The sequence below is a fragment of the Streptomyces sp. NPDC028928 genome (assembly GCF_055564915.1).
On sequence record NZ_JBVHVI010000015.1, the window covers coordinates 192,025 to 217,924 of the forward strand.

Sequence of the window (25,900 nt, forward strand, 5' to 3'; positions counted from 1 at the left end):
AGGACAGGGCAGGGACTTCGGTGGAAGTCCGTCGGCGACTGTAACTCCCTGATCGATGATCGATCAAAGGGTTGAGGGCGAAAACCTCTTGATTTGGAGAAAGTAGGCACGCGGTGCCTTCGGCCATGGCACCGGGTGACGCGAAACCACCTTGTTTTCGCAGGTGGGGAGGCGTTTGAGCGCGGGCGTGCTCGCCTGAACCAGGCGCGTCAGGCGCGGGGCGCGCAGCCCAGCACGTGCGCCTTCACCAGCTCCGCGATCCGCGGATCCCGGCGCTTGAACGCCTGCACCAGCTCCTCGTGCTCCTCCGCGTACGACTGCTGCACCGTGCCCAGCCAGCGGATCGACAGCGCCGTGAAGACCTCGATGCCGAGCCCTTCCCACGTGTGCAGCAGCACCGAGTTGTGCGCCGCGCGGACCAGTTCCCGGTGGAAGCCGACCGTGTGACGCACCTGGGCCGTGCCGTCCGCCTCCCGGTCGGCCTCGTACAGGGCCAGGACGTGCGGCTCCAGCGCCGAGCAGTCCTCCGCGAGGCGCTCCGCCGCCAGCTCCGCCGCGATGGCCTCGAGACCGGCCCGGACCGGGTAGCTCTCCTCCAGGTCGGCGGCGGTGAGATTGCGGACGCGCACGCCCTTGTTGGGGGCCGACTCGATCAGGCGGAGCGACTCCAGCTCGCGCAGGGCCTCGCGGACCGGGGTCTGGCTGACCTCCAGTTCGGTGGCGATCCGGCGCTCCACGATGCGCTCGCCCGGCTGCCAGCGCCCGCTGACGATTCCCTCCACGATGTGCTCGCGGATCTGCTCGCGCAGCGAGTGGACGACGGGCGCGGTCATGAGGGCTCCTTAGGGAGGGCTGACGTTTAGACAATAAGGCCGGTTCGCTCCGCGGGTAGGGCGCGTGGCGGCGCTTTGGTGCAGGTGAGACGAGGCTTACACGCTCCGTGTGCCGACAAACACGAACACCCCGCCCGGAGAAGTTCCGGACGGGGTGCCGTAGAGGACGGACTCAGGGCCCGGCGCTGCTTCGCCGAGATCCCCGCTCCCGTCAGAGGCCCAGCTCGACCTCGAACTCGCCCGCCTCCAGGATCGCCTTGACCGCCGTCAGGTAACGGGCCGCGTCGGCGCCGTCGACCAGGCGGTGGTCGTAGGAGAGGGTCAGGTAGGTCATGTCGCGGACGCCGATGACCGTGCCCTCCTCGGTCTCGATGACCGCCGGACGCTTGACCGTGGCACCGATACCGAGGATCGCGACCTGGCCCGGCGGCACGATGATCGTGTCGAACAGGGCACCGCGCGAACCGGTGTTGGAGATGGTGAAGGTCGCACCGGACAGCTCGTCCGGGGTGATCTTGCTGGCCCGGACCTTGCCCGCCAGCTCCGCCGTGGCCTTGGCGATGCCCGCGATGTTGAGGTCGCCGGCGTTCTTGATGACCGGGGTCATCAGGCCCTTCTCGGAGTCCACCGCGATACCGATGTTCTCGGTGTCGAAGTAGGTGATGGTCCCCTCGGCCTCGTTGATCTTGGCGTTGATGACCGGGTGGGCCTTCAGCGCCTGCGCGGCGGCCTTGACGAAGAACGGCATCGGGGAGAGCTTGACGCCCTCGCGGGCCGCGAAGGAGTCCTTCGCCCGGCCGCGCAGCTTCATCAGGCGGGTGACGTCGACCTCGACGACCGACGACAGCTGGGCCTGCTCGTGCAGCGCCTTGACCATGTTGTCGCCGATGACCTTGCGGATGCGGGGCATCTTGACGGTCTGGCCGCGGAGGGGGGAGACCTCCAGCGCCGGGGCCTTCTTGGCGGCGGCCGGAGCGGCAGCGGCGGGAGCCGGAGCGGCGGCGGCCTTCGCGGCCTCGGCGGCGGCGATGACGTCCTGCTTGCGGATGCGGCCGCCGACGCCAGTGCCCTTGACGGTGGCCAGGTCGACGCCGTTCTCGGCGGCGAGCTTGCGCACCAGCGGGGTGACGTACGCGCCCTCGTCCGTCGCCTGGGTGGCGGTCGGGGAGGTCGGCGCGGTGGCCGGGGTGACCGGAGCCGGGGCGGGCGCCGGAGCGGGCGCCGGGGCGGCCGGGGCAGCGGCGGCGGGCGCCGGAGCCGGGGCCGGGGCGGCGGGGGCCGGAGCCGGGGCGGCGGGCGCCGGGGCGGGCGCCGGGGCGGGCGCCGGAGCCGGTGCAGGGGCCGGGGCGGCGGCGGGGGCCGGGGCGGCCGGAGCCGGAGCGGCGGCCGGAGCGGCACCCGGGGCGCCGATGACGGCGAGCTTGGCGCCGACCTCGGCGGTCTCGTCCTCGCCGACCACGATCTCCAGCAGCACGCCGGAGGCGGGCGCCGGGATCTCGGTGTCGACCTTGTCCGTGGAGACCTCGAGCAGCGGCTCGTCGGCCTCGACGGAGTCGCCGACCGACTTCAGCCAGCGGGTGACGGTGCCCTCGGTGACGGACTCACCGAGCGCGGGCAGGACCACGTCCGTGCCCTCGGCGCCACCGGCCGGAGCGGCCTCGGCGGCGGGGGCCGGAGCGGGGGCGGCCGGGGCCTCGGCGACCGGGGCCGGGGCGGGCTCGGCGGCCGGGGCGGGAGCCTCGGCGGCGGGGGCCTCGGCGGCGGCGGGGGCGGGGGCGGCGGCCGGGGCACCCGTGCCGTCGTCGATCAGGGCCAGCTCGGCGCCGACCTCGACCGTCTCGTCCTCGGCGACCTTGATGGAGGCCAGCACGCCCGAGGCGGGGGCCGGGATCTCGGTGTCGACCTTGTCGGTCGAGACCTCGAGCAGCGGCTCGTCGGCCTCGACGCGTTCGCCCTCGGCCTTCAGCCAGCGGGTGACAGTGCCCTCGGTGACGCTCTCACCGAGCGCCGGAAGGGTTACGGAAACCGCCATGGTTTCGGTTGCTCCTAACGAATTGCGGAAGTCTGTGTCGTCGCGCCCGTTGACCGAAGGCTCAGTCGTGGGAGTGCAGCGGCTTGCCGGCCAGGGCCAGGTGGGCCTCGCCGAGCGCCTCGTTCTGCGTCGGGTGGGCGTGGATGAGCTGGGCGACCTCGGCCGGCAGCGCCTCCCAGTTGTAGATCAGCTGGGCCTCGCCGACCTGCTCACCCATGCGGTCGCCGACCATGTGGACGCCGACCACGGCACCGTCCTTGACCTGGACGAGCTTGATCTCGCCCGCGGTCTTGAGGATCTTGCTCTTGCCGTTGCCCGCCAGGTTGTACTTCAGAGCGACGACCTTGTCCGCGCCGTAGATCTCCTTGGCCTTGGCCTCGGTGATACCGACGGAGGCGACCTCCGGGTGGCAGTACGTCACCCGCGGGACACCGTCGTAGTCGATCGGAACGACCTTCAGACCGGCCAGACGCTCCGCCACCAGGATGCCCTCGGCGAAGCCGACGTGCGCGAGCTGGAGCGTCGGGACGAGGTCACCGACGGCGGAGATGGTCGGGACGTTCGTGCGCATGTACTCGTCGACGAGGACGTAACCGCGGTCCATGGCGACCCCGGCCTCCTCGTAGCCCAGGCCCTGCGAGACCGGGCCGCGGCCGACGGCGACGAGCAGGACCTCGGCCTCGAACTCCTTGCCGTCGGCGAGGGTGACCTTCACGCCGTCCTGCGTGTACTCGGCCTTCTGGAAGAAGGTGCCCAGGTTGAACTTGATCCCGCGCTTGCGGAACGCGCGCTCCAGGAGCTTCGAGGAGTTCTCGTCCTCGACCGGGACGAGGTGCTTCAGGCCCTCGATGATCGTGACGTCGGAGCCGAAGGACTTCCACGCCGAGGCGAACTCGACGCCGATGACACCGCCGCCCAGGATGATCGCGGACTTCGGCACGCGGTCCAGGACGAGGGCGTGGTCAGAGGAGATGATGCGGTCGCCGTCGATCTCCAGGCCCGGCAGCGACTTCGGCACGGAGCCGGTCGCCAGCAGGATGTGGCGGCCCTGGATGCGCTGGCCGTTCACGTCCACGGAGGTGGGGGAGGACAGACGCCCCTCACCCTCGATGTACGTCACCTTCCGGGACGCGATGAGCCCCTGCAGACCCTTGTACAGGCCCGAGATCACGTCGTCCTTGTACTTGTGGACGGCCGGCACGTCGATGCCCTCGAAGGTGGCCTTCACACCGAACTGCTCGCTCTCGCGGGCCTGGTCGGCGATCTCGCCCGCGTGCAGCAGGGCCTTGGTGGGGATGCAGCCCCGGTGCAGGCAGGTGCCGCCGACCTTGTCCTTCTCGATCAGGGCGACGTCCAGGCCCAGCTGCGCCCCGCGCAGGGCCGCGGCGTAACCACCGCTACCACCGCCGAGGATCACTAGGTCGAAAACGGTGCTGGCGTCGTTCGCCACGTCACGTCCTCCATGCATGTGCGCCGTGCGCCGGTCTCCGATGACCGGCAGGCGGCTGGTGTCCGGCCGCTTGATGCTTCGGCCCTTCGGTGGGGGCCCTGTCCTGCCGGGCTCCATCTTTGCACTTGTCGGACGAGATCGAGACGCCGGGCCGGTGTGTGAGACGTCCCACGTTCGAGCGCCCCGAAGGGGGCGCGGGGAACTGCGCGACCAGCTCCCCGCGCTCCGGATGCCGCGATACGGCGTCGCGGCCCGAGTCAGCGGGCGGCCGTCAGCCCAGGTCACCCTCGGCGGTCAGCTCCGCGAGACGGACCAGCGTGCGCACGGCGGTACCGGTGCCGCCCTTCGGCGTGTACCCGAAGGGACCGCCCTCGTTGAACGCCGGGCCGGCGATGTCGAGGTGGGCCCAGGTGATCCCCTCGCCCACGAACTCGCGCAGGAACAGGCCGGCGACCAGCCCGCCGCCCCACCGCTCGCCCATGTTCGCGATGTCGGCCACGGACGAGTCCATGCCCTTGCGCAGGTGCTCCGGCAGCGGCATCGGCCAGGCCGGCTCGCCGACCTCCTCCGCCGCCTCGTACACCGCGGAGCGGAACGCGTCGTCGTTGGCCATGACCCCGAAGGTCCGGCTGCCCAGCGCCAGCATCATCGCGCCGGTCAGCGTGGCCACGTCCACGATCGCGTCCGGGTTCTCCTGCGAGGCGGCCCACAGCGCGTCGGCGAGCACCAGCCGGCCCTCGGCGTCGGTGTTGAGCACCTCCACCGTCTTGCCGCTGTACATGCGCAGCACGTCACCCGGGCGCACGGCGGAGCCGGACGGCATGTTCTCGGCCAGCGCCAGCCAGCCGGTGACGTTGACCTCCAGGCCGAGCCGCGCCGCGGCGACGACGGCGGCGAACACGGCGGCGGCACCGCTCATGTCGCACTTCATCGTCTCGTTGTGCCCGGCCGGCTTCAGCGAGATGCCGCCCGAGTCGTAGGTGATGCCCTTGCCGACGAAGGCCAGGTGCTTCTCCGCCTTCGGGTGCCGGTACGACAGCTTCACCAGGCGCGGGGTGGCCGCCGAACCGCCGCCGACGCCGAGGATGCCGCCGTAGCCGCCCTTGGCCAGGGCCTTCTCGTCGAGCACCTGCACCTTGAGGCCGTGCTCCTTGGCCGCGGCCTGCGCGATGCCGGCGAAGGCCGCGGGGTCGAGGTCGTTCGGCGGCATGTTGATCAGGTCGCGGGCGCGGTTCAGCTCCTCGCAGACCGCGACCGCGCGGGCGAGCGCGCCCTTGTGGGCGGCGTCGCGCGGCTTGCCGCCGAGCAGCGCGGCCTCGGCCAGCGGCGCCTTGCCGTTCTTGGCCTTGGCGTTCTTGGCGTCCTGGGCGCCGCCCTTGTAGGTGTCGAAGGAGTAGGCGCCGAGCAGGATGCCCTCGCTGATCGCGCCGATGGCGCCGGGGCCGTCGACGGGCAGCGCGAACGCGGCCTTCTTCGCCCCGGTCAGCGCCCGGGCGGCCACGCCGGCGGCCTTGCGCAGCGCCTCGGCGTCGTAGCCGTCCTCGCCGTCCTCGCCGTTCTTGTCGCCGGGCTCCTCGCCGAGGCCCACCGCCACCACGAGCGGGGCCTTGAAGCCGGCCGGTGCGGGCAGCTTCGTCAGCTCGCCCTCGGCACCCGAGGCGCCGAGGGTCTCCAGGACGCCGGCCAGCTTGCCGTCGTACGCCTTGTCCACGGCCTCGGCGCCGGGCGCGACGACGGGCCCCTGGGCGCCCTTGGCGACACCGATCACGATCGCGTCGGCCCGCAGGCCGGGCGCCGCGGCGGTGCTGAGAGTCAGAGCAGTCACGGTGGTGAATTCTCGCTTCCGATGTGAAGTTGCTGTGGCCGATGGGGGGTGGGTCGACCGGGCCCGAGAGCCGACCCTAGGTCCAGGCCTGGGGACAGGTGGCAACCGGGGCCTTCACCCTGTCGGCGAACACCCGGGACGAGACTACGCGCGTGTGTGCGTTCGCTCATTCCTTCGGGTGTTCACCCGCGTGTGGCGTGCTGTCCACGTCCACCCCCTGCGCTCGCATGATGTCCACTGATTCTCCGCGGAACCACCGCCGCGGAGCGGAGTGCCGCGGCGCCGGCGGCCCCGGCGCTAGCGACCGAGAGCCAGCACCACGAGGGAAACGGTCGCGGCGGTCTCCCCGACCGCCCCGAACACATCTCCGGTCACCCCGCCGAACCTGCGCACGCACACCCGCAGCAACACCTCGGCCCCACCCACCCCCGCGGCCACCGCGGCAGCGGCACGCACACCGGCCGCTCCGGCCACCGCCACCACCCCGGCCGCGACACAGAGCGCGGCAGCCATCGGCACCACCCCGGCCACCGCCGCCCCCAGCCCCTCCGGACGGGCGGCCGGCACCCCCGCGCGGGCGGTCAGGGTGAGCGCCAGCCGGGCCGTGACCGCCGACGCCACGGCCGCCACGGCACCCCGGGTCCAGGAGCCGCCGTAGAGCTGCGCCAGCACGGCCACCTGGGCCAGCAGCACCAGGACGAGGGTCAGCACACCGAACGGCCCGATGTCCGACTGCTTCATGATCCGCAGCGCGTCCTCGGCGGGCTTGCCGCTGCCCAGCCCGTCGGCGGTGTCGGCGAGCCCGTCGAGGTGCAGCCCCCGGGTCAGCGCGGCCGGTACGGCGACCGAGGCGACGGCGGCGAGCAGCGGGCCCGCGCCGAGGCGGAGCAGCAGCAGGCCGAGCCCGGCGGCGCAGCCGCCGACGACCAGCCCGGCCACCGGGGCGCACAGCATGCCGCCGCGGGCGGCCTGCCGGTCCCAGCGGTGCACCCGTACGGGCAGCACGGTGAGCGTGCCGAAGGCGAAGCGGAGACCGTCGAGGGGAGAGGACTTGAGCACCGGCGCAGGGTACCGGGCGGCCGGAGGGCCACCGACCGGAGCCGGGGCTACAGTGCGCACATGGGGCACTGGTGGGTGCGGAACATCGTCGAGCCGGGCAAACTCCCGCTGCTGCTCGCCCTCGCCGCCTTCGTGCTGACCTTCGTCGTCACCCGGGTCGTCACCCGTCTGATCCGGGCCGGCAAGGGGCCGTTCGGCAACGTCAAGGCGGGCGGGCTGCACATCCACCATGTCGTCCCCGGCGTCGTCCTCACCGTCGTCGGAGGCTTCGGCGCGGTCGCCAGCGACCGGCACGGCGCCGGAGCGGCCGTCTCCGCCGTGCTGTTCGGCATGGGCGCCGGCCTGGTCCTGGACGAGTTCGCGCTGGTCCTGCACCTGGACGACGTCTACTGGACCGAGGAGGGCCGCAAGAGCGTCGAGGCGGTCGTGCTCACCGCCGCCCTCGTCGGCCTGCTGCTCGCCGGGTTCTCCCCGTTCGGCGTCAACGACCTCTCCCAGGAGGAGCTGCAGGACCGCGGCAGCGCCCTCGCCACCATCGCCGGCAACTTCCTCTTCTCGCTCGTCGCCCTGGGCAAGGGCAAGGCCCGCACCGCGCTGTTCGGAGTGATCGTGCCGCTGGTGGCGCTCGTCGGCGCGGTCCGGCTCGCCCGCCCCGGCTCCCCGTGGGCCCGCCGCTTCTACGGCCGCCGCCCCCGCGCCCGCGCCCGGGCCGCCCTGCGCGCCTACCGGCACGACCGCCGCTGGTCCCGGCCGCGTCGTCTTCTCCAGGACTGGATCGGCGGCAAACCCGACCCCCGCCCGGCACGCCTACCCGGCGACCGCTGACGACCGCCGCCCGGCCTGCCGGCACGATCGCCGCTGGCCCGGCCGGGTCGTGTTCTTGGGGACTGGATGGGCGGCAAATCCGACCCGCGCCGGGCGCGCCTGCCCGGCGACCGCTGACGGCCGCCGCCCGGCCTGCCGGCACGATCGTCGCTGGGCCGGGCCGGGTCGTGTTCTTGGGGACTGGATGGGCGGCAAACCCGATCCCCGCCGGGCGCGCCTGCCCGGCGACCGCTGACGGGTGCCGCCCCCGCGCCCGCGCCCCGGCCGCCCTGCGCGCCTGCCGGTATGACCGTCGCTGGTCCCGGTCGCGTCGTGTCCTTCAGGACTGGAGCGGCGGCAAACCCGATCCCCGCCCGGCGCGCCTGCCCGGCGGGCGTTGACGGCGGGTGTGGGCCGGTGGGTTCCGGTCGTGCTGCCGTAGTGCCGCCAGCAGGCACAGCAGCCCCACCGCCATCAGCGCGGCCAGGTGCTCCTTGCCGGCCAGGTTCTCCTTCAGCAGCACCTCGACGACCATGGCCAGCGTCACCGCGCCCGCCGTCACATAGGCGCCGTACCGCCAGCTCACGAAGACCGCGAGTCCCACCACGGCCGCCGAGGGGCCGGTGTCGACCACCTGACCGTCGGTCCACGGCAGCCCGAACGGGGCGTGCGCGCCGAGGGTGATGCCCAGGCGGGCGTACAGGGTTCCGGCGAGCGTGGCGACGTACGCGATGGTCAGCGTCCGCCACCGGCCCAGGCACAGCTCGGCGATCCCGAACACCAGCAGGATCTGCGCCAGCGCCCCCCACACCGGCAGGTCCAGCGCGGGCACGAACAGCGACAGTGGGGTGCGCAGCAGGGCCGCCCACAGCGGGTCCTCGGCCCGTACGGCACCCAGGTCCTGCACGAGCTGATAACCCCACGGCTGGTTCTGCACGTACTGCAGGAACGCCGTCAGACCCACCGCGGCGAGGGTCATCGGTACGGCCGCCGGACCCCGCTTCCGCAGGGGCTCGCGCACGGCGGCGTACAGCGGCCCCCACTCGGCCCTCGCCCAGCGGGCGAGCGCCCTCACCGCGCGTCCCTCATCGAACGTGCCCCCGTCGAGCGTTCCGGCCATCGAGCGTCCCCCGTCGAGCGTGTCTCATCGATGCGTGTCCAGGTGCCTGCGGTGCAGCCACTTGGGCAGTCCCGGCGCCTCCAGAAAGCCCTCCGCGCGGGCCGAGGCAAGGCCGATGCGCGGCAGGTCCGCGCTCTTCTCGAAGAGCAGGAACCGCGGCTCCCAGATGGGCCGGTACTTGGCGTTGGCGCGGTACAGCGACTCGATCTGCCACCAGCGCGAGAAGAAGCTGAGCAGCGACCGCCACAGCCTCAGCACCGGTCCGGCACCGAGGCGCGCGCCACGTTCGAAGACGGAGCGGAACATCGCGAAGTTGAGTGAGACCTGCGTGACCCCGATCTCGTCGGCCCGCCGCAGCAGCTCGATGACCATGAACTCCATCAGCCCGTTCTCGGAGTCCCGGTCCCGCCGCATGAGGTCCAGGGACAGCCCGTGCGGCCCCCACGGCACGAAGGAGAGCAGCGCGCGCAGCCGCCCCTCGGCGTCCGTGCACTCCAGCATCACGCACCGGCCGTCGCCGGGGTCCCCGAGGCGGCCCAGGGCCATGCTGAAGCCGCGCTCGGTGGCGCCGTCCCGCCAGTCGTCGGCGCGCTCGACCAGGAAGGCCATCTGGTCCGCAGGGATGTCCGCGTGCCGCCGGATGCGCACCTGGTACCCGGCCCGCTGCACCCGGTTGTAGGCCTGCCGGACGGTGCGCATGGCCCGGCCCTCCAGCGTGAACTCGGCGACCTCCACGACCGCCTCGTCCCCGAGTTCCAGCGCGTCCAGACCGTGCCGGGCGTAGACCGTCCCGGCCTCCTCGCCCGCCCCCATCACCGCCGGGATCCAGCCGTGCGCCCGCGCCTGGGCGAGCCACGGCACGATCGCCCCCGGCCACGCCTCGGGGTCCCCGATGGGATCCCCGGACGCCAGGCTCACCCCGCCGACCACCCGGTACGCCACGGCCGCCTTCCCGGTCGGCGACCACACGACGCTCTTCTCCCGGCGCAGCGCGAAGTAGCCGAGCGAGTCCCGGTCGCCGTGCCGCTCCAGCAGCTCGCGCAGCCGCTTCTCGTCGTCCTCGGTGAGCGGGTCGACGGCCCGCCGGGAACGGAAGGCGGCGTAGAGGACGGCGAGGACGAGGGCCGTACTGAGCACGTTGATCGCCACGTTCGCCCAGTTCGGCGGGTCGATCCCGGGGAAGTGGGACTCCTCGGCCGCCACGGACACCAGCCGCAGGGTGCCGTAGTGCCAGCGCTCCCAGAACGTCGAACGGGCCGCGTCCGGCGCCTGGTCGGTGACCGTCACCAGCAGCCCGGCCAGCAGGCTCGCCGCCAGTCCGCCGCCGACGGCCACCATGGCCGCGAGCCGGGGGTTGGACCGGTCGCCCTTGGCGTAGAACTCCCGCCGGCCGGCGAGCAGCGCGCCCACGAAGGCGGCGGTCAGTGCCAGGGAGACCCAGTTCTGCGGGTAGCGCCGGATCTCCGGGAACGCCATGGCGACCGCGAACAGCACCAGGAAGAGCCCGCTCACCACCAGGTTGAGGATCCACGCGGCCCGCTTCCGGCGCCGCATGGTGATCGCCAGGAACGCGGTGAACACCCCGGAGGCGAAGCCGGCCGTCAGCAGGTACGGCGTGAAGAAGTCGTCCTGGTTGTGCCGGCGCACGTCCTGGCCGAGCGAGACCCACACCGCGCTCAGGAAGTTGATGAAGGCGACGGTCCGCAGATACCAGACGGCGAACGCGGCGGCCCTCCGGGAAACCCCGGTGGACCGCCGCACCCGCTCACCCGGCCGCGCCGCCTCGACTCGCTGCTCCACGGCAATTCGGGCATCTCCCATGGGGCAGGATCATATGGGCGCGGCTGTGACGAACCGCACTTTTCACCCCGGCGAGGACCGCCACCCCTCTTTTCCGCCGCGACCGGCTACGCGGTCTCCTCCGCGGTCTCCTGCGTGGCCTCCTCCGCGGTCTCCTCCTCGGCGTCCGGCTTCTCGGGCAGCTCCGCGGCCAGCGCGGCCGCGGCCCTGACCAGCGGCAGCGCCAGCAGCGCGCCCACGCCCTCGCCGACCTTCACGCCCTGCTCCAGCAGCGGCTCCAGCGCCATCCGGTCCAGCGCCTTCGCCTGCCCCGGCTCCCCGCTGTCGTGCCCGGCCAGCCACCAGTCCGGCGCCCGGAACGCGACCCGCTGGGCGACCAGCGCACACGCGGCGGCCACGACCCCGTCGAGGATCACCGGCAGCTTCCGCACCGCGCACTGGAGCAGGAACCCGGTCGTCGCCGCGAGGTCCGCCCCGCCCACCGTCGCCAGCAGCTGCAGCTGGTCCCCGAGCACCGGCCGGGCCCGGCGCAGCGCGTCCCGGATCGCCGCGCACTTGCGCATCCACGCCAGGTCGTCGATCGCGACCCCGCCCCGCCCGGTCACCACCGAGGCGTCGGTCCCGCACAGCGCGGCGATCAGCACCGCAGCCGGCGTGGTCCCGCCCACGCTGACATCGCCCAGCACCACGAGATCGGTGCCCGAGTCGGCCTCCTCGTCGGCGACCGCGACACCCGCGAGCAGCGCGGCCTCGGCCTCGTCCAGGGTGAGCGCGTCCTCGACGTCGATACGGCCGCTGCCCCGCCGTACCCGGTGCCGTGTCACCTCCTTCGGGAGGGCGTCCGGCTCGCAGTCCAGGCCCATGTCCACGACCCGTACCGGCACCTCCAGCCGGCGCGCGAGCACGGACACCGGGCTCGCACCCTCCAGCACCGCCCGCACCAGCTGCTCCGCCCCGCCCGCGGGCCGCGCCGAGACGCCCAGCTCGGCGACGCCGTGGTCACCGGCGAACAGCACCACCCGGGGCCGCTCGACCGGCCGCACGGGTACGGTGCCCCGCGCGGCGGCCAGCCACTCGCCCAGCTCGTCCAGGCGGCCCAGCGCTCCCGGCGGCACGATCTGGCGCTCACGCCGGGTCTCGGCGTCACGACGTACGCCGCCGTCCGGGCGCTCGATCAGATCGGTGAAGTCGTCCAGATTAAGGCTGCTCATTCGCCGAACAGTACCGCCAGCGAACGACGGCTCCCGCGCCACGTCGTCACCACACCCCCGCGACGTCATTGCACCCGGGAACGTGATCCCATACGTTCCGGTTTGCCGCGGAATGTCGCACAGGGAGCCGCCCATGCCGACCTCGCCCCTCACCCCGCAGTTCACCACCGCCCACGACCCCTTCCAGGAGCCGCGCCGCGAGGACTGCCCCTGGTGCGGCTCACCCAACCTGCGCACCCGGGTGCGCGCGCCCGACCCGCTGCGGCACCGGTCGGGCGCGTTCGCCCTCGACAGGTGCCGGGACTGCGGCCACGGCTTCCAGAACCCGCGGCTCACCGCCGAGGGACTCGCCTTCTTCCACCGGGACTTCTACGAAAGACACCTGGAGGAGTTCGCCGCCCGCGTCCTGTCCGACCGGGCGGTCCGGCGCCGGCACCGCGCCACCGCCTGGCGGCTGTCGGAGCTGCGCGAACCGGAGAGCTGGCTGGACGTCGGCACCGGGCACGCCCGCTTCCCCGAGGCGGCGAAGGAGTTCTTCCCGTACACCAGCTTCGACGGGCTGGACCCGACGGCCCGGGTGGAGCAGGCGCTGCTGGAGGGGCGGGTGGAGGAGGCGCACCGCGGCTATCTCTCGACACCGGGGATGGCGGCCCGGCTGCGCGCCCGCTACGACGTCGTCACCATGTTCCACCACCTGCAGCACGCGCCCGACCCGCGCGCCGAACTCCGCGCCGCGCTGACCGTGCTGCGGTCCGGCGGCCACCTGGTCGTCGAAGTCCCGGACCCGCGCTGCCTGTTCGCCACACTGCTGGGCAAACGGTGGCTTCCCTACGGCCAGCCGCGCCACCTGCACCTGGTCCCTCTGGCCAACCTCCGCACCGAGCTGGAGTCCCTGGGCTGCACGATCCTCGTCACCGACCGCAGGACCCCCCACATCCCCTACGACCTCGCGGCGGCCGTCGCCCTGTCCCTGGCCCACGTCCACCCTGTGGTCCAACTGGCGGCGTCACCCGTGATGGACGTGGCCGCGGCCCTGGACCACGCGCTGGCCCCCTTCTTCCGCCGCACCCGCTTCTCGAACGCGTACCGGGTGGTGGCGCGGAAGGACGCGCGCTAGCCGTGCGTCACCCCCGCAGCACCAGCGCCTGCCCCGCCACCACCAACAGCACCTGCTCGCACTCCGCCCCGAACGCCGCGTTCAGCCGCCCCAGTTCGTCCCGGTACCGCCGGCCGGAGGCAGTCGCGGGGACGATCCCGGAGCCGACCTCGTTGGACACCGCCACCACCGTCCGGCGAGTGGCCCGCACCGCGGACGTCAGCTCCCGCACCCGCTCCCGCAGGGCCTTCTCGCCCCCGCCCGCCCACTCCGCGTCGTCCCACGCCCCGACGGAGTCCATCACGTCCGTCAGCCACAGCGACAGACAGTCGATCAGCAGCGGCGGCCCGTCCTCCGCCAGCAGCGGCACCAGGTCCGTCGTCTCCGCCGTACGCCACGACCCCGGCCGCCGCTCCCGGTGCGCGGCCACCCGCGCCGCCCACTCGGTGTCCCCGCCCCGCGTGCCGCCCGTCGCCACGTACAGCACGTCCGGGAAGGCCTCCAGCCGCCGCTCCGCCTCCACCGACTTCCCCGAGCGCGCCCCGCCCAGCACCAGCGTCCGGCGCGGCACGTCCGGCACCTCCTCGTACGCCCCCACCACCAGCGTCGTACCGTCCGGCACCGCCCGCGCCCCGACCGCCGCGAGCCGGCGCCGCAACTCCGGGCCGGGCGGCACGTCGTGGTCGAGGTGGACGGCGATGACGTCCGTCGTGGGGCCGACCGAGCCGACCGCGCGCAGCCGGGCGAGCGCGTCCGGGCGGCCCACGACGTCCGCGAGGAGCATGTCGTACGACTCCGCCGTCGCCTCCGCCAGACCGGCCGGCGCCCCGCCCGGCGGCAGATACAGCAGCCGCTGCCCGTCCGGCCCGGTCACCGCGTACCCGGTGCCGCCCGCGTCCATCGCCACGGCCCGCACCCGATGCCCCGTCAGCAGCGCCAACTCCCGCCCGTCCGGCACCCGCCCGGGCTGCGGCAGCCCGGCCGGCACCTCCACCGCCGGGCCGTCGTGCGGATGCGACAGCAGCACCTGCCGTACCCCGCCCAGCGAACACCCGGCGCGCGCCGCCGCGAAGGCCGCGCCCGGCGTCAGGTCGAGCAGCAGCGCGCCGTCGACCAGCACCGCGGTCGCGGCCCGTGCGTCCGGCCCGAGCGCGGTCGCACAGGCGGCACAGGAACAGTCGGGTCGAGGCAGTCCCGCGGGGGCACCGGTACCGAGGAGAGTGATGTCCACGGACCGATTTTCGCCTGTCCCCGCAGGTCTTGCGCTTCCGGCTAGGCTGCCGGGCAGGTGTTGGATCAAAGGAGGCCCACATGACGGCATGGACGTGGCGGTTCGAGAAGGCCGACGGGACGGAGGTCCAGCCGGCGGTGCAGCCCGAGGAGTTCACCACGCAGGGCGACGCCGAGTCCTGGATCGGCGAGCACTGGAAGGCGCTGCTGGAGGGCGGGGCCGACCAGGTACGGCTGTTCGAGGAGACCACCGAGATCTACGGGCCGATGAGCCTGCAGGCCGACGCCTGACCCGGCGTCGGGCGGGGTGAGGAGGGGCCGCCCTCCTCACTGCTCGCCCAGCGTCACCTCGACCGTCTTCTCGGTGCCGTTGCGCTGGAACGTCACCGACGTCCGCCGGCCCGGCCTGTCCACCGCCAGTGCCTCGGCGAGCGAGGTGATGGTGGTGATGGACTGGTCACCCAGCGCGGTGATGATGTCCCCGGGGCGCAGGCCCGCCTTGTCGGCCGCGCCGCCGGCGCGCACGGTGACCACCGCCACCCCGATCGGCTGGTACTGGTCGTTCAGGAAGGTCCGCCCGGTGATGTCGAGGGCGGCCCGCCCGGAGTCGACGACCTTGCCCTCCTTGATGATCTGGTCGGCGACCGTCTTCACCATCGACGCCGGGATCGCGAACCCGATGCCGGGCGCCGTACTGCCCCCGAGGCTCGGGTCGGCCGCCGCGAGCGTCGGGATGCCGATCACCTGGCCGTCCAGGTTCACCAGGGCGCCGCCGCTGTTGCCGGGGTTGATCGCGGCCGACGTCTGCACCATGTTCGCGATGGTCGCGCCCGTACCGCCGTCCGTGTCACCCTCGCTGACGGTCCGTCCGGTCGCCGAGACGATGCCCTGGGTCACGCTGGACGACAGCCCCAGCGGCGATCCCATGGCCAGCACGATCTGCCCGACCTGCACCTTCTCGGAGTCCCCGATCACCGCCGGCTTCAGCCCGTCCGGCACCCGGTCCAGCCGGATCACGGCGAGATCCTGCTCGGGGTAGGAGAAGACCAGGCTCGCGGTGAGCGGCTCCTCGTCGTTGGCCGTGGTCACCTGGAAGGTCTTCTCCGAGCCGACGACGTGCGCGTTGGTGACGATGTGTCCCCTGTCGTCGTACACCACCCCCGAGCCCAGGTCCCGGCTCGCCTGGATCTGCACGACCGACGGCAAAACCTCCCTGATGACCCGCTGGTACTGGTCCTGCAGGTCGGTCGCGGCCATCGGCACGGCCGCCCGGGCGCTCGCCGGAGCGTCCTGCCCGGCGGGGGTGAGGGGTGTGGTGCAGGCGGCGGCGAGGACCGCGCAGCACGCCAGCACGGCCCTGCGGGCGGCAGTCCGGAGGGCCTGCGCACGGGTACGGGAAGCGTCCATGCCCCGAGTCTCACCGCAGGCTGATCACCCGGCCCCCGCTGTTGCCCCGAACGGGCTCAGCCGCGTACCCCGCACAGATGCAGCAGCGCCGCCACCCCGCGGTACGGGTCCGTGCGCCCGGCCCGTTCCTCCACCGCGAGCAGCGTCTCGAGGTCCTCGGGGACCGCCGCGTCGTCCGCCGCCGTGTCCGTGAAGACCCGGACGCCGTACCAGGCGTGCAGCGGGGCGGCGATGCCGTCGAGCGTGGCGGTGAGGGAGGTCAGGCGGTCGGCGCGGACGGACACGCCCAGACGGTTGCGGTAGGCGGTGGTGTCGAAGGCGGCCAGGGCACCCGCCCAGTCACCGCCGAGACCCGGGCGCATGGCGAGCGCGTCGCCGTTGCGCACCAGCAGGGAGAGGAGACCGCCCGGGGCCAGCATCCGGGCCAGGCCCGCCACCAGCGGGTCGGGCTCCTCGACGTACATCAGGACGGCGTGGCACAGCACCACGTCGAAGCTGCCCGGCAGGAAGTGCACACCGGTGTCCCGCCCGTCGCCCTCCACCAGCCGGACCCGCTCCCGGATGCCCTCCGGCTCCCGGGCCACGGCCTCCCGGGCGGCGGCGATCATCGTCGGATCGCGCTCGACCCCGGTCACCTGGTGGCCGAGCCGGGCCAGCCGCAGCGCCTGCGCGCCCCGGCCCATCCCCACGTCGAGCACCCGCAGCCGCTGCCCGACCGGGAACCGCCCGGCTATCTGCTCGTCGAGCTGCCGCGCCACCAGCTCCTGGCTCACGACGTCCCGCAGGCCGCCCAGCCGGTTGGGCCGGGCACCGGCCGCGTCCCCGGTGAAAGCGTCAGCGCTCAGGGCCGCTCTCCGCGCTTCACCTGCGGCTTCGGCAGCCGGAGCCGGCGCATCTGCAGGGACCGCATCAGCGCGTAGGCGACCGCGCCGCGCGTGTTCTCGTCCGGGAAGCGCTCCTTGAGCCGCTTCTTCAGCCGGAAACCGCTGACCGCCGCGTCCAGCACGATCAGCACGATCACGATCAGCCACAGCAGCAGCGCGAGGCTCTGGATCGAGGGCACCCGCACCACGCTCAGCACCAGGATGACCACGGCGAGCGGCAGGAAGAACTCCGCCACGTTGAACCGCGAGTCCACCCAGTCCCGGGCGAACTTGCGGACCGGGCCCTTGTCCCGGGCGGGCAGATAGCGCTCGTCACCGGTCGCCAGCGCCTGGCGCTGCCGCTCCAGGGCCTGGCGCCGCTCCTCGCGCTGGCGCTTCGCGGCCTCCTTGCGGTTGGTGGGCGTGTGGGCCACGCTGCGCCGCTGGGACTGGGCCTCACTGCGCTTGGGCGTGGGCCGGCCCTTCGGGGCCTGCGGGTCACGGGGCTGCTTGGAGAGGGTCACCTGCGCCTTGTCGGCGGGGGCCTTCTCTTCTTTGGCACGGCTACGGAACACAAAACCCAAGGGTAAGGGCTGTACCGGCATGGACCCCAGCCCGGCGGGGAACGATCCGGCAACGCCGGACGTCTGTACAGGGTGGATCACCTACTCCTCACGCCGGAGCGGAGCGGCCCGCAGTCGTCCTCGGGGATGAGCGCATCACCCCGCGAACAGTGCGGTAATGGAAGCAGGGCCCGTACTGTGGGTCCTGTCGCAGGATCTGTGAGCTGGAGTCCGTCAGAAGGGGGCGCGCGAAGCCCATGAGCGGTGTCATGAAGCGTATGGGGATGATCTTCCGCGCGAAGGCGAACAAGGCCCTTGACCGGGCCGAGGACCCGCGCGAGACCCTCGATTACTCCTACCAGAAGCAGCTGGAGCTGCTGCAGAAGGTGCGGCGCGGCGTCGCCGACGTGGCGACCAGCCGCAAGCGCCTGGAGCTCCAGCTGGGCCAGCTCCAGCAGCAGTCCGCCAAGCTGGAGGACCAGGGCCGCAAGGCGCTCGCGCTCGGCCGCGAGGACCTGGCCCGCGAGGCGCTGTCCCGCAAGGCCGCGCTCCAGCAGCAGGTGACGGACCTGGAGACCCAGCACGCCACCCTCCAGGGCGAGGAGGAGAAGCTCACCCTGGCGGCCCAGCGCCTCCAGGCCAAGGTGGACGCCTTCCGTACGAAGAAGGAGACCATCAAGGCCACCTACACCGCCGCCCAGGCCCAGACCCGCATCGGCGAGGCCTTCTCCGGCATCTCCGAGGAGATGGGCGACGTCGGCCTCGCCATCCAGCGTGCCGAGGACAAGACCGCCCAGATGCAGGCCCGGGCCGGCGCCATCGACGAGCTGCTGGCCTCCGGCGCCCTGGACGACCAGTCCGGCATGCACAAGGACGACATCCAGGCCGAGCTGGACCGGCTCTCCGGTGGTACGGATGTAGAGCTGGAACTGCAGCGCATGAAGGCCGAGCTGGCCGGGGGCTCCTCGCAGCAGGCCCTCGAGGGCGGCACCGGTCAGGGGCAGTCCCAGCAGCAGCCGCAGGACACCCCGCGCTTCGACAAGCAGTAGCCCGGCGCCGGGGCCCGAGCCGAGGAGGCCGACGTGATCGTACGGATCATGGGGGAGGGCCAGGTGAGGCTGGACGACAGCCACCTCGCCGAGCTGAACAAGCTGGACGACGAACTGCTGGCGGAGATGGAGGGCGGCGACGACGAGGGCTTCCGCCGTACGCTCACCGCGCTCCTGGACGCCGTCCACCGCCTCGGCACGCCGTTGCCGGACGACTCCCTGGAACCCTCGGAACTGATCCTGCCGTCCCCGGACGCGACGCTGGAGGACGTACGGGCACTTCTCAGCGACGAAGGGCTGATCCCGGGCTGAGGGGACGCCGTGTGCCGCCGTGGCCGCGGCCCTGCTGACCAGTACCGCGGCCCTGCTGACCAGTACCGGCAGGAGCCGTACTGTTCCTCGGGTGAGCACTCTCGAACGCGCCCGGTGCCGTCTCAAGGCGCACCCCCTCGCGCTGGACGCGGCCCTCGCCGCGGGCGTGCTGGCCTGCATGGTCGTCGGTTCCTTCGCCGTGCCCCGGCGGGAACACGGCGTCGTCTGGGAGCTGCGCACCCCTGACGCCCTCAGCCTGCTCCTCCTCCTGGCCGGAGCGGCGGCGCTCGTCTTCCGCCGCCGCACCCCCCGTACCGTCCTCGCCGTCACCGGCACCGTCTCCCTCGTGGAGTGCGTCACCGGCGACCCGCGCGCCCCGGTCGCGATGTCCGCCGTCGTCGCCCTGTACACCGTCGCCGCGACCACCGACCGCCCCACCACCTGGCGTCTGGGCCTGCTCACCATGACCGTGCTCACGGCCGCCGCGATGCTCGCCGGCCCGCTGCCCTGGTACGCCCAGGAGAACCTGGGCGTGCTCGCCTGGACCGGCATCGGTGCCACCGCGGGCGACGCGGTCCGCAGCCGCCGCGCGGTCGTCCAGGCCATCCGGGACCGCGCGGAACGCGCCGAACGCACCCGCGAGGAGGAGGCCCGCCGCCGGGTCGCCGAGGAGCGGCTGCGGATCGCCCGCGATCTGCACGACGTCGTCGCCCACCACATCGCCCTCGTCAACGTGCAGGCCGGCGTCGCCGCCCATGTCATGGACAAGCGGCCCGACCAGGCCAAGGAGGCCCTCGCGCACGTCCGCGAGGCCAGCCGCAGCGCGCTCGACGAACTCCGCGCCACCGTCGGCCTGCTCCGCCAGTCCGGCGACCCGGAGGCCCCCACCGAACCCGCCCCGGGCCTGAGCCGCCTGGAGGAGCTGGCCGACACCTTCCGCAGCGCGGGCCTGCCGGTGTCCGTGGCCCGCGCCGACCAGGGCACCGAACTGCCCGCCGCCGTCGACCTGGCCGCCTACCGGATCGTCCAGGAGGCCCTGACCAACGTGCAGAAGCACGCCGGGCCCGAGGCCGAGGCCGAGGTGAGCGTCGTACGCGTCGGACCGAACGTGGAGGTCACCGTGCTGGACGACGGCTCCGCGGCGCCCGGCGCGCCCGCGGCCGGCGGCGGGCACGGGCTGCTCGGCATGCGCGAGCGGGTCACCGCCCTCGGCGGCACCCTGACCACCGGACCCCGCTACGGCGGCGGCTTCCGCGTGCATGCGATCCTGCCGGTCAAGACGACGACGGCCCAGGGGGAGCCCGTATGACCATCCGTGTCCTGCTCGCGGACGACCAGGCACTGCTGCGCAGCGCGTTCCGGGTGCTGGTCGACTCCGAGCCCGACATGGAGGTGGTGGGGGAGGCCTCCGACGGTGCGGAGGCGGTCCGGCTGGCGAAGGAGCACGGCCCGGACGTCGTCCTCATGGACATCCGGATGCCCGGCACCGACGGCCTCGCCGCGACCCGGCTGATCAGCGCCGACCCGTCCCTCGCCCAGGTCCGTGTGGTCATCCTGACCACGTTCGAGGTGGACGACTACGTCGTCCAGGCACTGCGCGCCGGCGCCTCCGGCTTCCTCGGCAAGGGCAGCGAACCGGTGGAGCTGCTGAACGCGATCAGGGTCGCGGCGGGCGGTGAGGCACTGCTGTCCCCGGCCGCCACCAAGGGGCTGATCGCCCGCTTCCTCGCCCGGGGCGACGACGGCGACGGCCCCGACCCGGCCCGTGCCGAGCGGCTCGGCGCGCTCACCGGCCGGGAGCGGGAGGTTCTCGTCCAGGTCGCCGGCGGCCACTCCAACGACGAGATCGCCGAGCGTCTGGAGGTCAGCCCCCTCACGGTGAAGACGCACGTCAACCGGGCCATGGCCAAGCTGGGCGCACGGGACCGGGCGCAGCTCGTCGTGATCGCGTACGAGTCGGGGCTGGTACGCCCGAGGATGGAGTGACCTCCACCCGCGTGTACTGCGCGGGGAGTAGGGGCCGGGTAGGGGAACGGGACCTGGGACCTACGGAACGGCCCCCGGGGATGGATCAGGGTGGTGGGGTGGGCGCTCACCCGCGTCCCCTCGCCGCTTCTGCCGCTCACAGAAGAGAGACCCTGATCCATGTCCTGGCTGTCCAGGTTCAGCCTCGCGCAACGGGCCCTCGTCGGGCTCGTATCCCTCGTCGCGCTCGCCTTCGGGCTGATCGCGATACCCCAGATCAAACAGCAGCTGCTGCCCACCATCGAACTGCCCATGGTGTCGGTGATCGCGCCGTACCAGGGCGCCTCGCCCGACGTGGTCGAGAAGCAGGTCGTCGAGCCCATCGAGGACAACCTCCAGGGCGTCGACGGCGTCACCGGTGTCACCTCCACCGCGAGCGAGGGCAACGCCGTGATCATGGCGTCCTTCGACTACGGCAACGACACCGAGCGGATCGTCTCCGACGTCCAGCAGGCCGTGAACCGGGCCCGCAACCGGCTCCCGGACGACGTCGACCCGCAGGTGGTCTCCGGCTCCACGGACGACATGCCGACCGTCGTGCTCGCCGTCACCTCCGACAAGGACCAGCAGGCCCTCGCCGACCAGCTCGACACGACCGTCGTACCGGCGCTGAAGGACATCGACGGCGTCGGCCGCGTCCAGGTCATGGGCGTCCGTGACCTCCAGGTCACCGTCACCCCGGACGACGCGAAGCTCGCCCGCGCCGGTCTCACCGCCGCCGCTCTCGGCCAGGCCCTGCAGGCGGGCGGCGCGACCGTCCCGGCCGGCTCCTTCGACGAGGACGGCGCCAACCGCACCGTCCAGGTCGGCGGCGGCTTCACCTCGCTGCGGCAGATCAAGGACCTGCGGGTCACCGGCGAGGGCGTGAGGCAGCCGGTGCGGCTCGCCGACGTGGCCACGGTGAAGGAGCAGCCGGCCCCGGCGGACTCGATCACCCGCACCGACGGCAGGCCCAGCCTCGCCGTCAACGTGACGATGGACCACGACGGCAGCGCGGTCTCCATCTCCGACGCGGTGAAGGACAAGCTGCCCGGCCTGCGCGAGGACCTCGGCGCGGGCGCGAAGCTCACGGTGGTCAGCGACCAGGGCCCGGCCGTCTCCAAGTCCATCAAGGGCCTGACCACGGAGGGCGCGCTCGGCCTGCTCTTCGCGGTCCTGGTGATCCTGGTCTTCCTGGCCTCGATCCGCTCGACGCTGGTGACGGCGGTGTCCATCCCGCTGTCGGTGGTGCTGGCCCTGCTCGTGCTGTGGACGCGCGACCTGGCGCTGAACATGCTCACCCTGGGCGCGCTGACCATCGCCATCGGCCGGGTCGTGGACGACTCGATCGTGGTCCTGGAGAACATCAAGCGGCACCTCGGCTACGGCGAGGAGCGCAGGGAGGCGATCCTCACCGCGGTCCGCGAGGTGGCCGGCGCGGTCACCTCCTCCACCCTCACCACGGTCGCCGTGTTCCTGCCGATCGGTCTGGTCGGCGGCATGGTGGGCGCCCTGTTCGGCTCGTTCAGCATCACGGTGACGGCGGCCCTGCTGGCCTCCCTGCTGGTGTCGCTGACGGTCGTGCCGGTCCTGTCGTACTGGTTCCTGCGCGCCCCGAAGGGCACCCCCGAGGACGCGTCCGAGGCCCGCCGCAAGGCCGAGGAGAAGGAGGCCGGCAGCCGCCTCCAGCGCGCCTACGTCCCCGTCCTGCGCTTCGCGACCCGCCGCCGCCTCACCAGCGTGCTGATCGCGATCGTCGTCCTGGTCGTCACCTTCGGCATGTCCGGCCTGCTGAAGACGAACTTCTTCGACCAGGGCGAGCAGGAGGTCCTCACCGTCAAGCAGAAGCTGAGGCCCGGCACCAGCCTGGCCGCCACCGACGCGCAGGCCAAGCGGGTCGAGAAGCTGCTCGCCTCCACCGAGGGCGTGAAGGACTACCAGGTCACCGTCGGCTCCTCCGGCTTCATGGCGGCCTTCGGCGGCGGCACCGACACCAACCAGGCGTCGTACCAGGTGATGCTCGAGGACTCCGCCTCCTACGACGACGTGCAGAAGCACCTCGAGGACGGCCTGGAGAAGCTCAAGGGCATCGGCACGACCACCGTGTCGGCCGGTGACGGCTTCGGCAACCAGGACCTGAGCGTCGTGGTGAAGGCGTCCGACCCGAAGGCGCTGCGCACGGCGGCGGAGCAGGTCCGCTCCACGGTCGCCGGCCTCGACCACGTCACGGACGTCAGCAGCGACCTCGCGCAGAGCGTGCCGCGGATCTCCGTCAGGGCCAACGCCAAGGCCGCGGCCGCAGGGTTCGACGACCAGAAGCTGGGCGCCGCGGTGGCACAGGCCGTACGGGGTACGACGGCGGCCAAGGCGGTCCTGGACGACACCGAGCGGGACGTCGTCGTACGGTCGGCGAAGCCCGCGACCACGCTGGCCCAGCTGAGGAAGCTGCGCCTCGGCCCGGTGAAGCTGGCCGACATCGCCACGGTGAAGCTGGTGGACGGCCCGGTGTCCATGACCCGCATCGACGGGCAGCGCGCGGCCACCGTCACGGCCAGGCCGACCGGTGACAACACGGGCGCGATCAGCGGCAAGCTCCAGGCGAAGATCAAGGCCCTGAAGCTCCCGGCGGGTGCCACGGCCGAGATCGGCGGTGTCTCCTCCGACCAGGACGACGCCTTCAAGAACCTGGGCCTGGCCATGCTGGCGGCCATCGCGATCGTCTTCATGCTGCTGGTCGCGACCTTCCGCTCGCTCGCCCAGCCGCTGATCCTGCTGGTCTCCGTCCCGTTCGCGGCGACGGGCGCGATCGGCCTGCTGGTCGCCACCGGCACCCCGATGGGCGTGCCCGCGATGATCGGCATGCTGATGCTGATCGGCATCGTGGTGACCAACGCGATCGTGCTGATCGACCTGATCAACCAGTACCGGGCCCAGGGCTACGGCGTGGTGGAAGCCGTGGTCGAGGGCGGCCGGCACCGGCTCCGCCCGATCCTGATGACGGCGCTGGCGACGATCTTCGCCCTGCTCCCGATGGCCCTCGGGGTCACCGGCGAGGGCGGTTTCATCGCCCAGCCCCTGGCGGTGGTCGTTATCGGCGGCCTGATCACCTCGACCCTGCTGACCCTGCTCCTCGTCCCGACGCTCTACGCGATGCTGGAGCTGCGCAAGGAACGCAGGGCGAAGAAGCGGGCGGCGAAGAGGCAGCCGCAGCCGGAGAAGGCGCCGGAGCCGGCCGGAGTGTGACGGCAGGGAAAAGGGCCGGGTCCCGTCCGGGACCCGGCCCTTCGTGCTCGCTAGGGAAGCGCCAGCATCCGCTCCAGCGCCAGCTTGGCGAACGCCTCCGTCTCCTTGTCGACCTCGATCCGGTTGACCAGGTTGCCCTCGGCCAGGGACTCCAGGGCCCAGACCAGGTGGGGCAGGTCGATGCGGTTCATGGTCGAGCAGAAGCAGACCGTCTTGTCGAGGAAGACGATCTCCTTGCCCTCGGGAGCGAAACGGTTCGCCAGCCTGCGGACCAGGTTCAGCTCCGTGCCGATGGCCCACTTGGAGCCGGCCGGGGCGGCTTCGAGGGCCTTGATGATGTACTCGGTCGAGCCGACGTAGTCCGCCGCGGCCACGACCTCGTGCTTGCACTCGGGGTGCACCAGGACGTTCACCCCGGGGATGCGGGCGCGCACGTCGTTGACCGAGTCCAGGCTGAACCGGCCGTGGACCGAGCAGTGACCGCGCCACAGGATCATCTTCGCGCCGCGCAGCTCGTCCGCGGTCAGCCCGCCGTTCGGCTTGTGCGGGTTGTAGACCACGCAGTCGTCCAGGGACATGCCCATGTCGCGGACGGCGGTGTTGCGGCCCAGGTGCTGGTCCGGCAGGAAGAGGACCTTCTCACCCTGCTCGAAGGCCCAGTCCAGGGCGCGCTTGGCGTTGGAGGAGGTGCAGATGGTGCCGCCGTGCTTGCCGGTGAACGCCTTGATGTCGGCCGAGGAGTTCATGTACGAGACGGGGACCACCTGCTCGGCGATCCCGGCCTCGGTCAGCACGTCCCAGCACTCGGCGACCTGCTCGGCCGTCGCCATGTCGGCCATGGAGCAGCCGGCGGCGAGGTCGGGCAGGACCACCTTCTGGTCGTCGGAGGTCAGGATGTCCGCCGACTCGGCCATGAAGTGCACACCGCAGAAGACGATGTACTCGGCCTCCGGGCGCGCCGCCGCGTCCCGGGCCAGCTTGAAGGAGTCGCCCGTGACATCGGCGAACTGGATGACCTCGTCGCGCTGGTAGTGGTGGCCGAGCACGAAGACCTTGTCGCCGAGCTTCTCCTTGGCCGCGCGGGCACGCTCGACCAGGTCGGGGTCGGACGGCGACGGCAGGTCACCGGGGCACTCGACGCCCCGCTCGCTCTTCGGGTCGGCCTCACGGCCGAGCAGCAGCAGGGCGAGCGGAGTCGGCTGCACGTCGAGCTCCGGGGTCTGGGCGGTGGTCACCACACGCACCCTTTCTACTTTTCGTCTAACTGACGCTATCTATCATAACCGCTTCACGTCACTTTGACGATGGCCATAACGTCTATGTGACGTGAATCCCCCCGCGGTCCCTCTCCGGGCGCCTGTCCGCCTTCCCGGCCATGTGCGAGCATGAGGAAGCGAGAAAAAACGCGACAACGCGAATGCCCGGCCCGGAATGAATCCGCGGAATCGCCGGTTGCACTCGTCGGCAAGCAGTCTCCGTACAACCCGGGAGAGATGTAGATGTCCGTATCGGACGAGACCACCACCGTCACCGACGGCATCATCCTGACCGACGCCGCCGCGGCCAAGGTCAAGGCCCTGCTCGACCAGGAAGGCCGCGACGACCTCGCGCTGCGCGTCGCCGTCCAGCCCGGCGGCTGCTCCGGCCTGCGCTACCAGCTCTTCTTCGACGAGCGCTCGCTCGACGGCGACGTCGTGAAGGACTTCGGCGGGGTCAAGGTCGTCACGGACCGGATGAGCGCCCCGTACCTGGGCGGCGCCACCGTCGACTTCGTGGACACGATCGAGAAGCAGGGCTTCACGATCGACAACCCGAACGCGACCGGCTCCTGCGCCTGCGGCGACTCCTTCAGCTGAGCCGAGCCGACACCGGACGCGAACGAGGCGGGGGGCCCCCCCCTGGGGGCGCCCCCCCCTGTCTTTCCCCCCCCCCCCCCGCCCGGCCCCCGCGTCCCCCCGCCAGCAACCCCCCCTCCCCTTCTCTGCCCCCTCTCCCTCCC

At 72.6% G+C, this 25,900-nt stretch carries 22 protein-coding genes; 9 read left to right on the forward strand and 13 right to left on the reverse strand.

Features of this window, described 5'->3' with window-relative positions:
- Positions 1-209 precede the first annotated feature (209 nt).
- The 5 genes from ACZ4U1_RS32335 to ACZ4U1_RS32355 form a co-directional block, all read right to left on the reverse strand.
- The gene (locus ACZ4U1_RS32335) at positions 210-833 is read right to left on the reverse strand and encodes a GntR family transcriptional regulator (RefSeq protein WP_189307191.1); all 624 of its coding nucleotides are present in this window, start codon (positions 831-833) and stop codon (positions 210-212) included.
- A gap of 211 nt (positions 834-1,044) precedes the next feature.
- Positions 1,045-2,865 (reverse strand): 2-oxoglutarate dehydrogenase, E2 component, dihydrolipoamide succinyltransferase, encoded by a 1,821-nt coding sequence (sucB, locus tag ACZ4U1_RS32340; RefSeq protein ID WP_467907715.1) that lies wholly within the window; start codon positions 2,863-2,865, stop codon positions 1,045-1,047.
- Positions 2,866-2,926: 61 nt separating this feature from the next.
- Positions 2,927-4,315, reverse strand: a complete 1,389-nt coding sequence (lpdA, locus tag ACZ4U1_RS32345; RefSeq protein WP_467907716.1) for a dihydrolipoyl dehydrogenase — start codon at positions 4,313-4,315, stop codon at positions 2,927-2,929.
- Positions 4,316-4,586: 271 nt separating this feature from the next.
- Positions 4,587-6,140, reverse strand: coding sequence for a leucyl aminopeptidase (locus tag ACZ4U1_RS32350; RefSeq protein WP_467907717.1), 1,554 nt, complete (start codon positions 6,138-6,140; stop codon positions 4,587-4,589).
- A gap of 297 nt (positions 6,141-6,437) precedes the next feature.
- Complete coding sequence (locus ACZ4U1_RS32355; RefSeq protein ID WP_467907718.1) at positions 6,438-7,199, reverse strand: adenosylcobinamide-GDP ribazoletransferase; 762 nt, start codon at positions 7,197-7,199, stop codon at positions 6,438-6,440.
- 60 nt (positions 7,200-7,259) lie between these two features.
- On the opposite strand from ACZ4U1_RS32355, the gene ACZ4U1_RS32360 reads away from it, so the two are divergent.
- Positions 7,260-8,024 (forward strand): hypothetical protein, encoded by a 765-nt coding sequence (locus tag ACZ4U1_RS32360; RefSeq protein ID WP_467907719.1) that lies wholly within the window; start codon positions 7,260-7,262, stop codon positions 8,022-8,024.
- A 319-nt stretch (positions 8,025-8,343) separates the two neighbouring features.
- On the opposite strand, the gene ACZ4U1_RS32365 is transcribed toward ACZ4U1_RS32360, so the two are convergent.
- The 3 genes from ACZ4U1_RS32365 to cobT all read right to left on the reverse strand — a co-directional run bounded on the left by ACZ4U1_RS32365 (position 8,344) and on the right by cobT (position 12,134).
- Positions 8,344-9,123 (reverse strand): hypothetical protein, encoded by a 780-nt coding sequence (locus ACZ4U1_RS32365; RefSeq protein WP_467907720.1) that lies wholly within the window; start codon positions 9,121-9,123, stop codon positions 8,344-8,346.
- A 24-nt stretch (positions 9,124-9,147) separates the two neighbouring features.
- Positions 9,148-10,944 carry a phosphatidylglycerol lysyltransferase domain-containing protein gene (locus ACZ4U1_RS32370; RefSeq protein ID WP_467907721.1) on the reverse strand — a complete coding sequence of 599 codons (1,797 nt, stop codon included), beginning with the start codon at positions 10,942-10,944 and terminating at the stop codon, positions 9,148-9,150.
- 86 nt (positions 10,945-11,030) lie between these two features.
- On the reverse strand, positions 11,031-12,134 hold the full coding sequence (gene cobT / locus ACZ4U1_RS32375; protein ID WP_467907722.1) for a nicotinate-nucleotide--dimethylbenzimidazole phosphoribosyltransferase: 1,104 nt from the start codon (positions 12,132-12,134) through the stop codon (positions 11,031-11,033).
- Between the two features lie 133 nt (positions 12,135-12,267).
- Here cobT and ACZ4U1_RS32380 point away from each other — a divergent pair, with 133 nt between their 5' ends.
- The gene (locus tag ACZ4U1_RS32380) at positions 12,268-13,251 is read left to right on the forward strand and encodes a class I SAM-dependent methyltransferase (RefSeq protein ID WP_467907723.1); all 984 of its coding nucleotides are present in this window, start codon (positions 12,268-12,270) and stop codon (positions 13,249-13,251) included.
- 7 nt (positions 13,252-13,258) lie between these two features.
- Here ACZ4U1_RS32380 and ACZ4U1_RS32385 read toward each other — a convergent pair whose 3' ends face one another.
- Positions 13,259-14,461 (reverse strand): bifunctional adenosylcobinamide kinase/adenosylcobinamide-phosphate guanylyltransferase, encoded by a 1,203-nt coding sequence (locus tag ACZ4U1_RS32385; protein WP_467907724.1) that lies wholly within the window; start codon positions 14,459-14,461, stop codon positions 13,259-13,261.
- Between the two features lie 80 nt (positions 14,462-14,541).
- On the opposite strand from ACZ4U1_RS32385, the gene ACZ4U1_RS32390 reads away from it, so the two are divergent.
- Positions 14,542-14,751, forward strand: a complete 210-nt coding sequence (locus ACZ4U1_RS32390) for a hypothetical protein (protein ID WP_030340902.1) — start codon at positions 14,542-14,544, stop codon at positions 14,749-14,751.
- 36 nt (positions 14,752-14,787) lie between these two features.
- Here ACZ4U1_RS32390 and ACZ4U1_RS32395 read toward each other — a convergent pair whose 3' ends face one another.
- The 3 genes from ACZ4U1_RS32395 to ACZ4U1_RS32405 all read right to left on the reverse strand — a co-directional run bounded on the left by ACZ4U1_RS32395 (position 14,788) and on the right by ACZ4U1_RS32405 (position 17,335).
- Complete coding sequence (locus ACZ4U1_RS32395) at positions 14,788-15,867, reverse strand: S1C family serine protease (RefSeq protein ID WP_467907725.1); 1,080 nt, start codon at positions 15,865-15,867, stop codon at positions 14,788-14,790.
- Between the two features lie 56 nt (positions 15,868-15,923).
- Positions 15,924-16,625 (reverse strand): class I SAM-dependent methyltransferase, encoded by a 702-nt coding sequence (locus ACZ4U1_RS32400; protein ID WP_467907774.1) that lies wholly within the window; start codon positions 16,623-16,625, stop codon positions 15,924-15,926.
- A gap of 83 nt (positions 16,626-16,708) precedes the next feature.
- Entirely contained in the window at positions 16,709-17,335 is a 627-nt protein-coding gene (locus ACZ4U1_RS32405; RefSeq protein WP_467907726.1) for a DUF3043 domain-containing protein, read from the reverse strand.
- A 242-nt stretch (positions 17,336-17,577) separates the two neighbouring features.
- On the opposite strand from ACZ4U1_RS32405, the gene ACZ4U1_RS32410 reads away from it, so the two are divergent.
- The 5 genes from ACZ4U1_RS32410 (at position 17,578) to ACZ4U1_RS32430 (ending at position 23,901) form a co-directional block, all read left to right on the forward strand.
- Positions 17,578-18,342, forward strand: coding sequence for a PspA/IM30 family protein (locus ACZ4U1_RS32410; protein ID WP_467907775.1), 765 nt, complete (start codon positions 17,578-17,580; stop codon positions 18,340-18,342).
- A gap of 33 nt (positions 18,343-18,375) precedes the next feature.
- Entirely contained in the window at positions 18,376-18,654 is a 279-nt protein-coding gene (gene pspAA / locus ACZ4U1_RS32415) for a PspA-associated protein PspAA (protein ID WP_467907727.1), read from the forward strand.
- 91 nt (positions 18,655-18,745) lie between these two features.
- Positions 18,746-19,963: a sensor histidine kinase gene (locus ACZ4U1_RS32420; RefSeq protein ID WP_467907728.1), complete on the forward strand. Its 1,218-nt coding sequence runs from the start codon at positions 18,746-18,748 to the stop codon at positions 19,961-19,963.
- Entirely contained in the window at positions 19,960-20,640 is a 681-nt protein-coding gene (locus ACZ4U1_RS32425) for a response regulator (RefSeq protein ID WP_467907729.1), read from the forward strand. Before ACZ4U1_RS32420 ends, ACZ4U1_RS32425 begins: the two co-directional genes overlap by 4 nt.
- A gap of 159 nt (positions 20,641-20,799) precedes the next feature.
- Positions 20,800-23,901 (forward strand): efflux RND transporter permease subunit, encoded by a 3,102-nt coding sequence (locus tag ACZ4U1_RS32430; RefSeq protein WP_467907730.1) that lies wholly within the window; start codon positions 20,800-20,802, stop codon positions 23,899-23,901.
- Between the two features lie 50 nt (positions 23,902-23,951).
- Here the strand turns inward: ACZ4U1_RS32430 and nadA are convergent, their stop codons facing one another.
- Positions 23,952-25,136 carry a quinolinate synthase NadA gene (gene nadA, locus ACZ4U1_RS32435; protein ID WP_467907731.1) on the reverse strand — a complete coding sequence of 395 codons (1,185 nt, stop codon included), beginning with the start codon at positions 25,134-25,136 and terminating at the stop codon, positions 23,952-23,954.
- 264 nt (positions 25,137-25,400) lie between these two features.
- On the opposite strand from nadA, the gene ACZ4U1_RS32440 reads away from it, so the two are divergent.
- A complete protein-coding gene (locus tag ACZ4U1_RS32440) occupies positions 25,401-25,757 on the forward strand; it encodes an iron-sulfur cluster assembly accessory protein (RefSeq protein WP_030340884.1) in 357 nt (118 codons plus the stop codon).
- Positions 25,758-25,900: the final 143 nt, after the last annotated feature.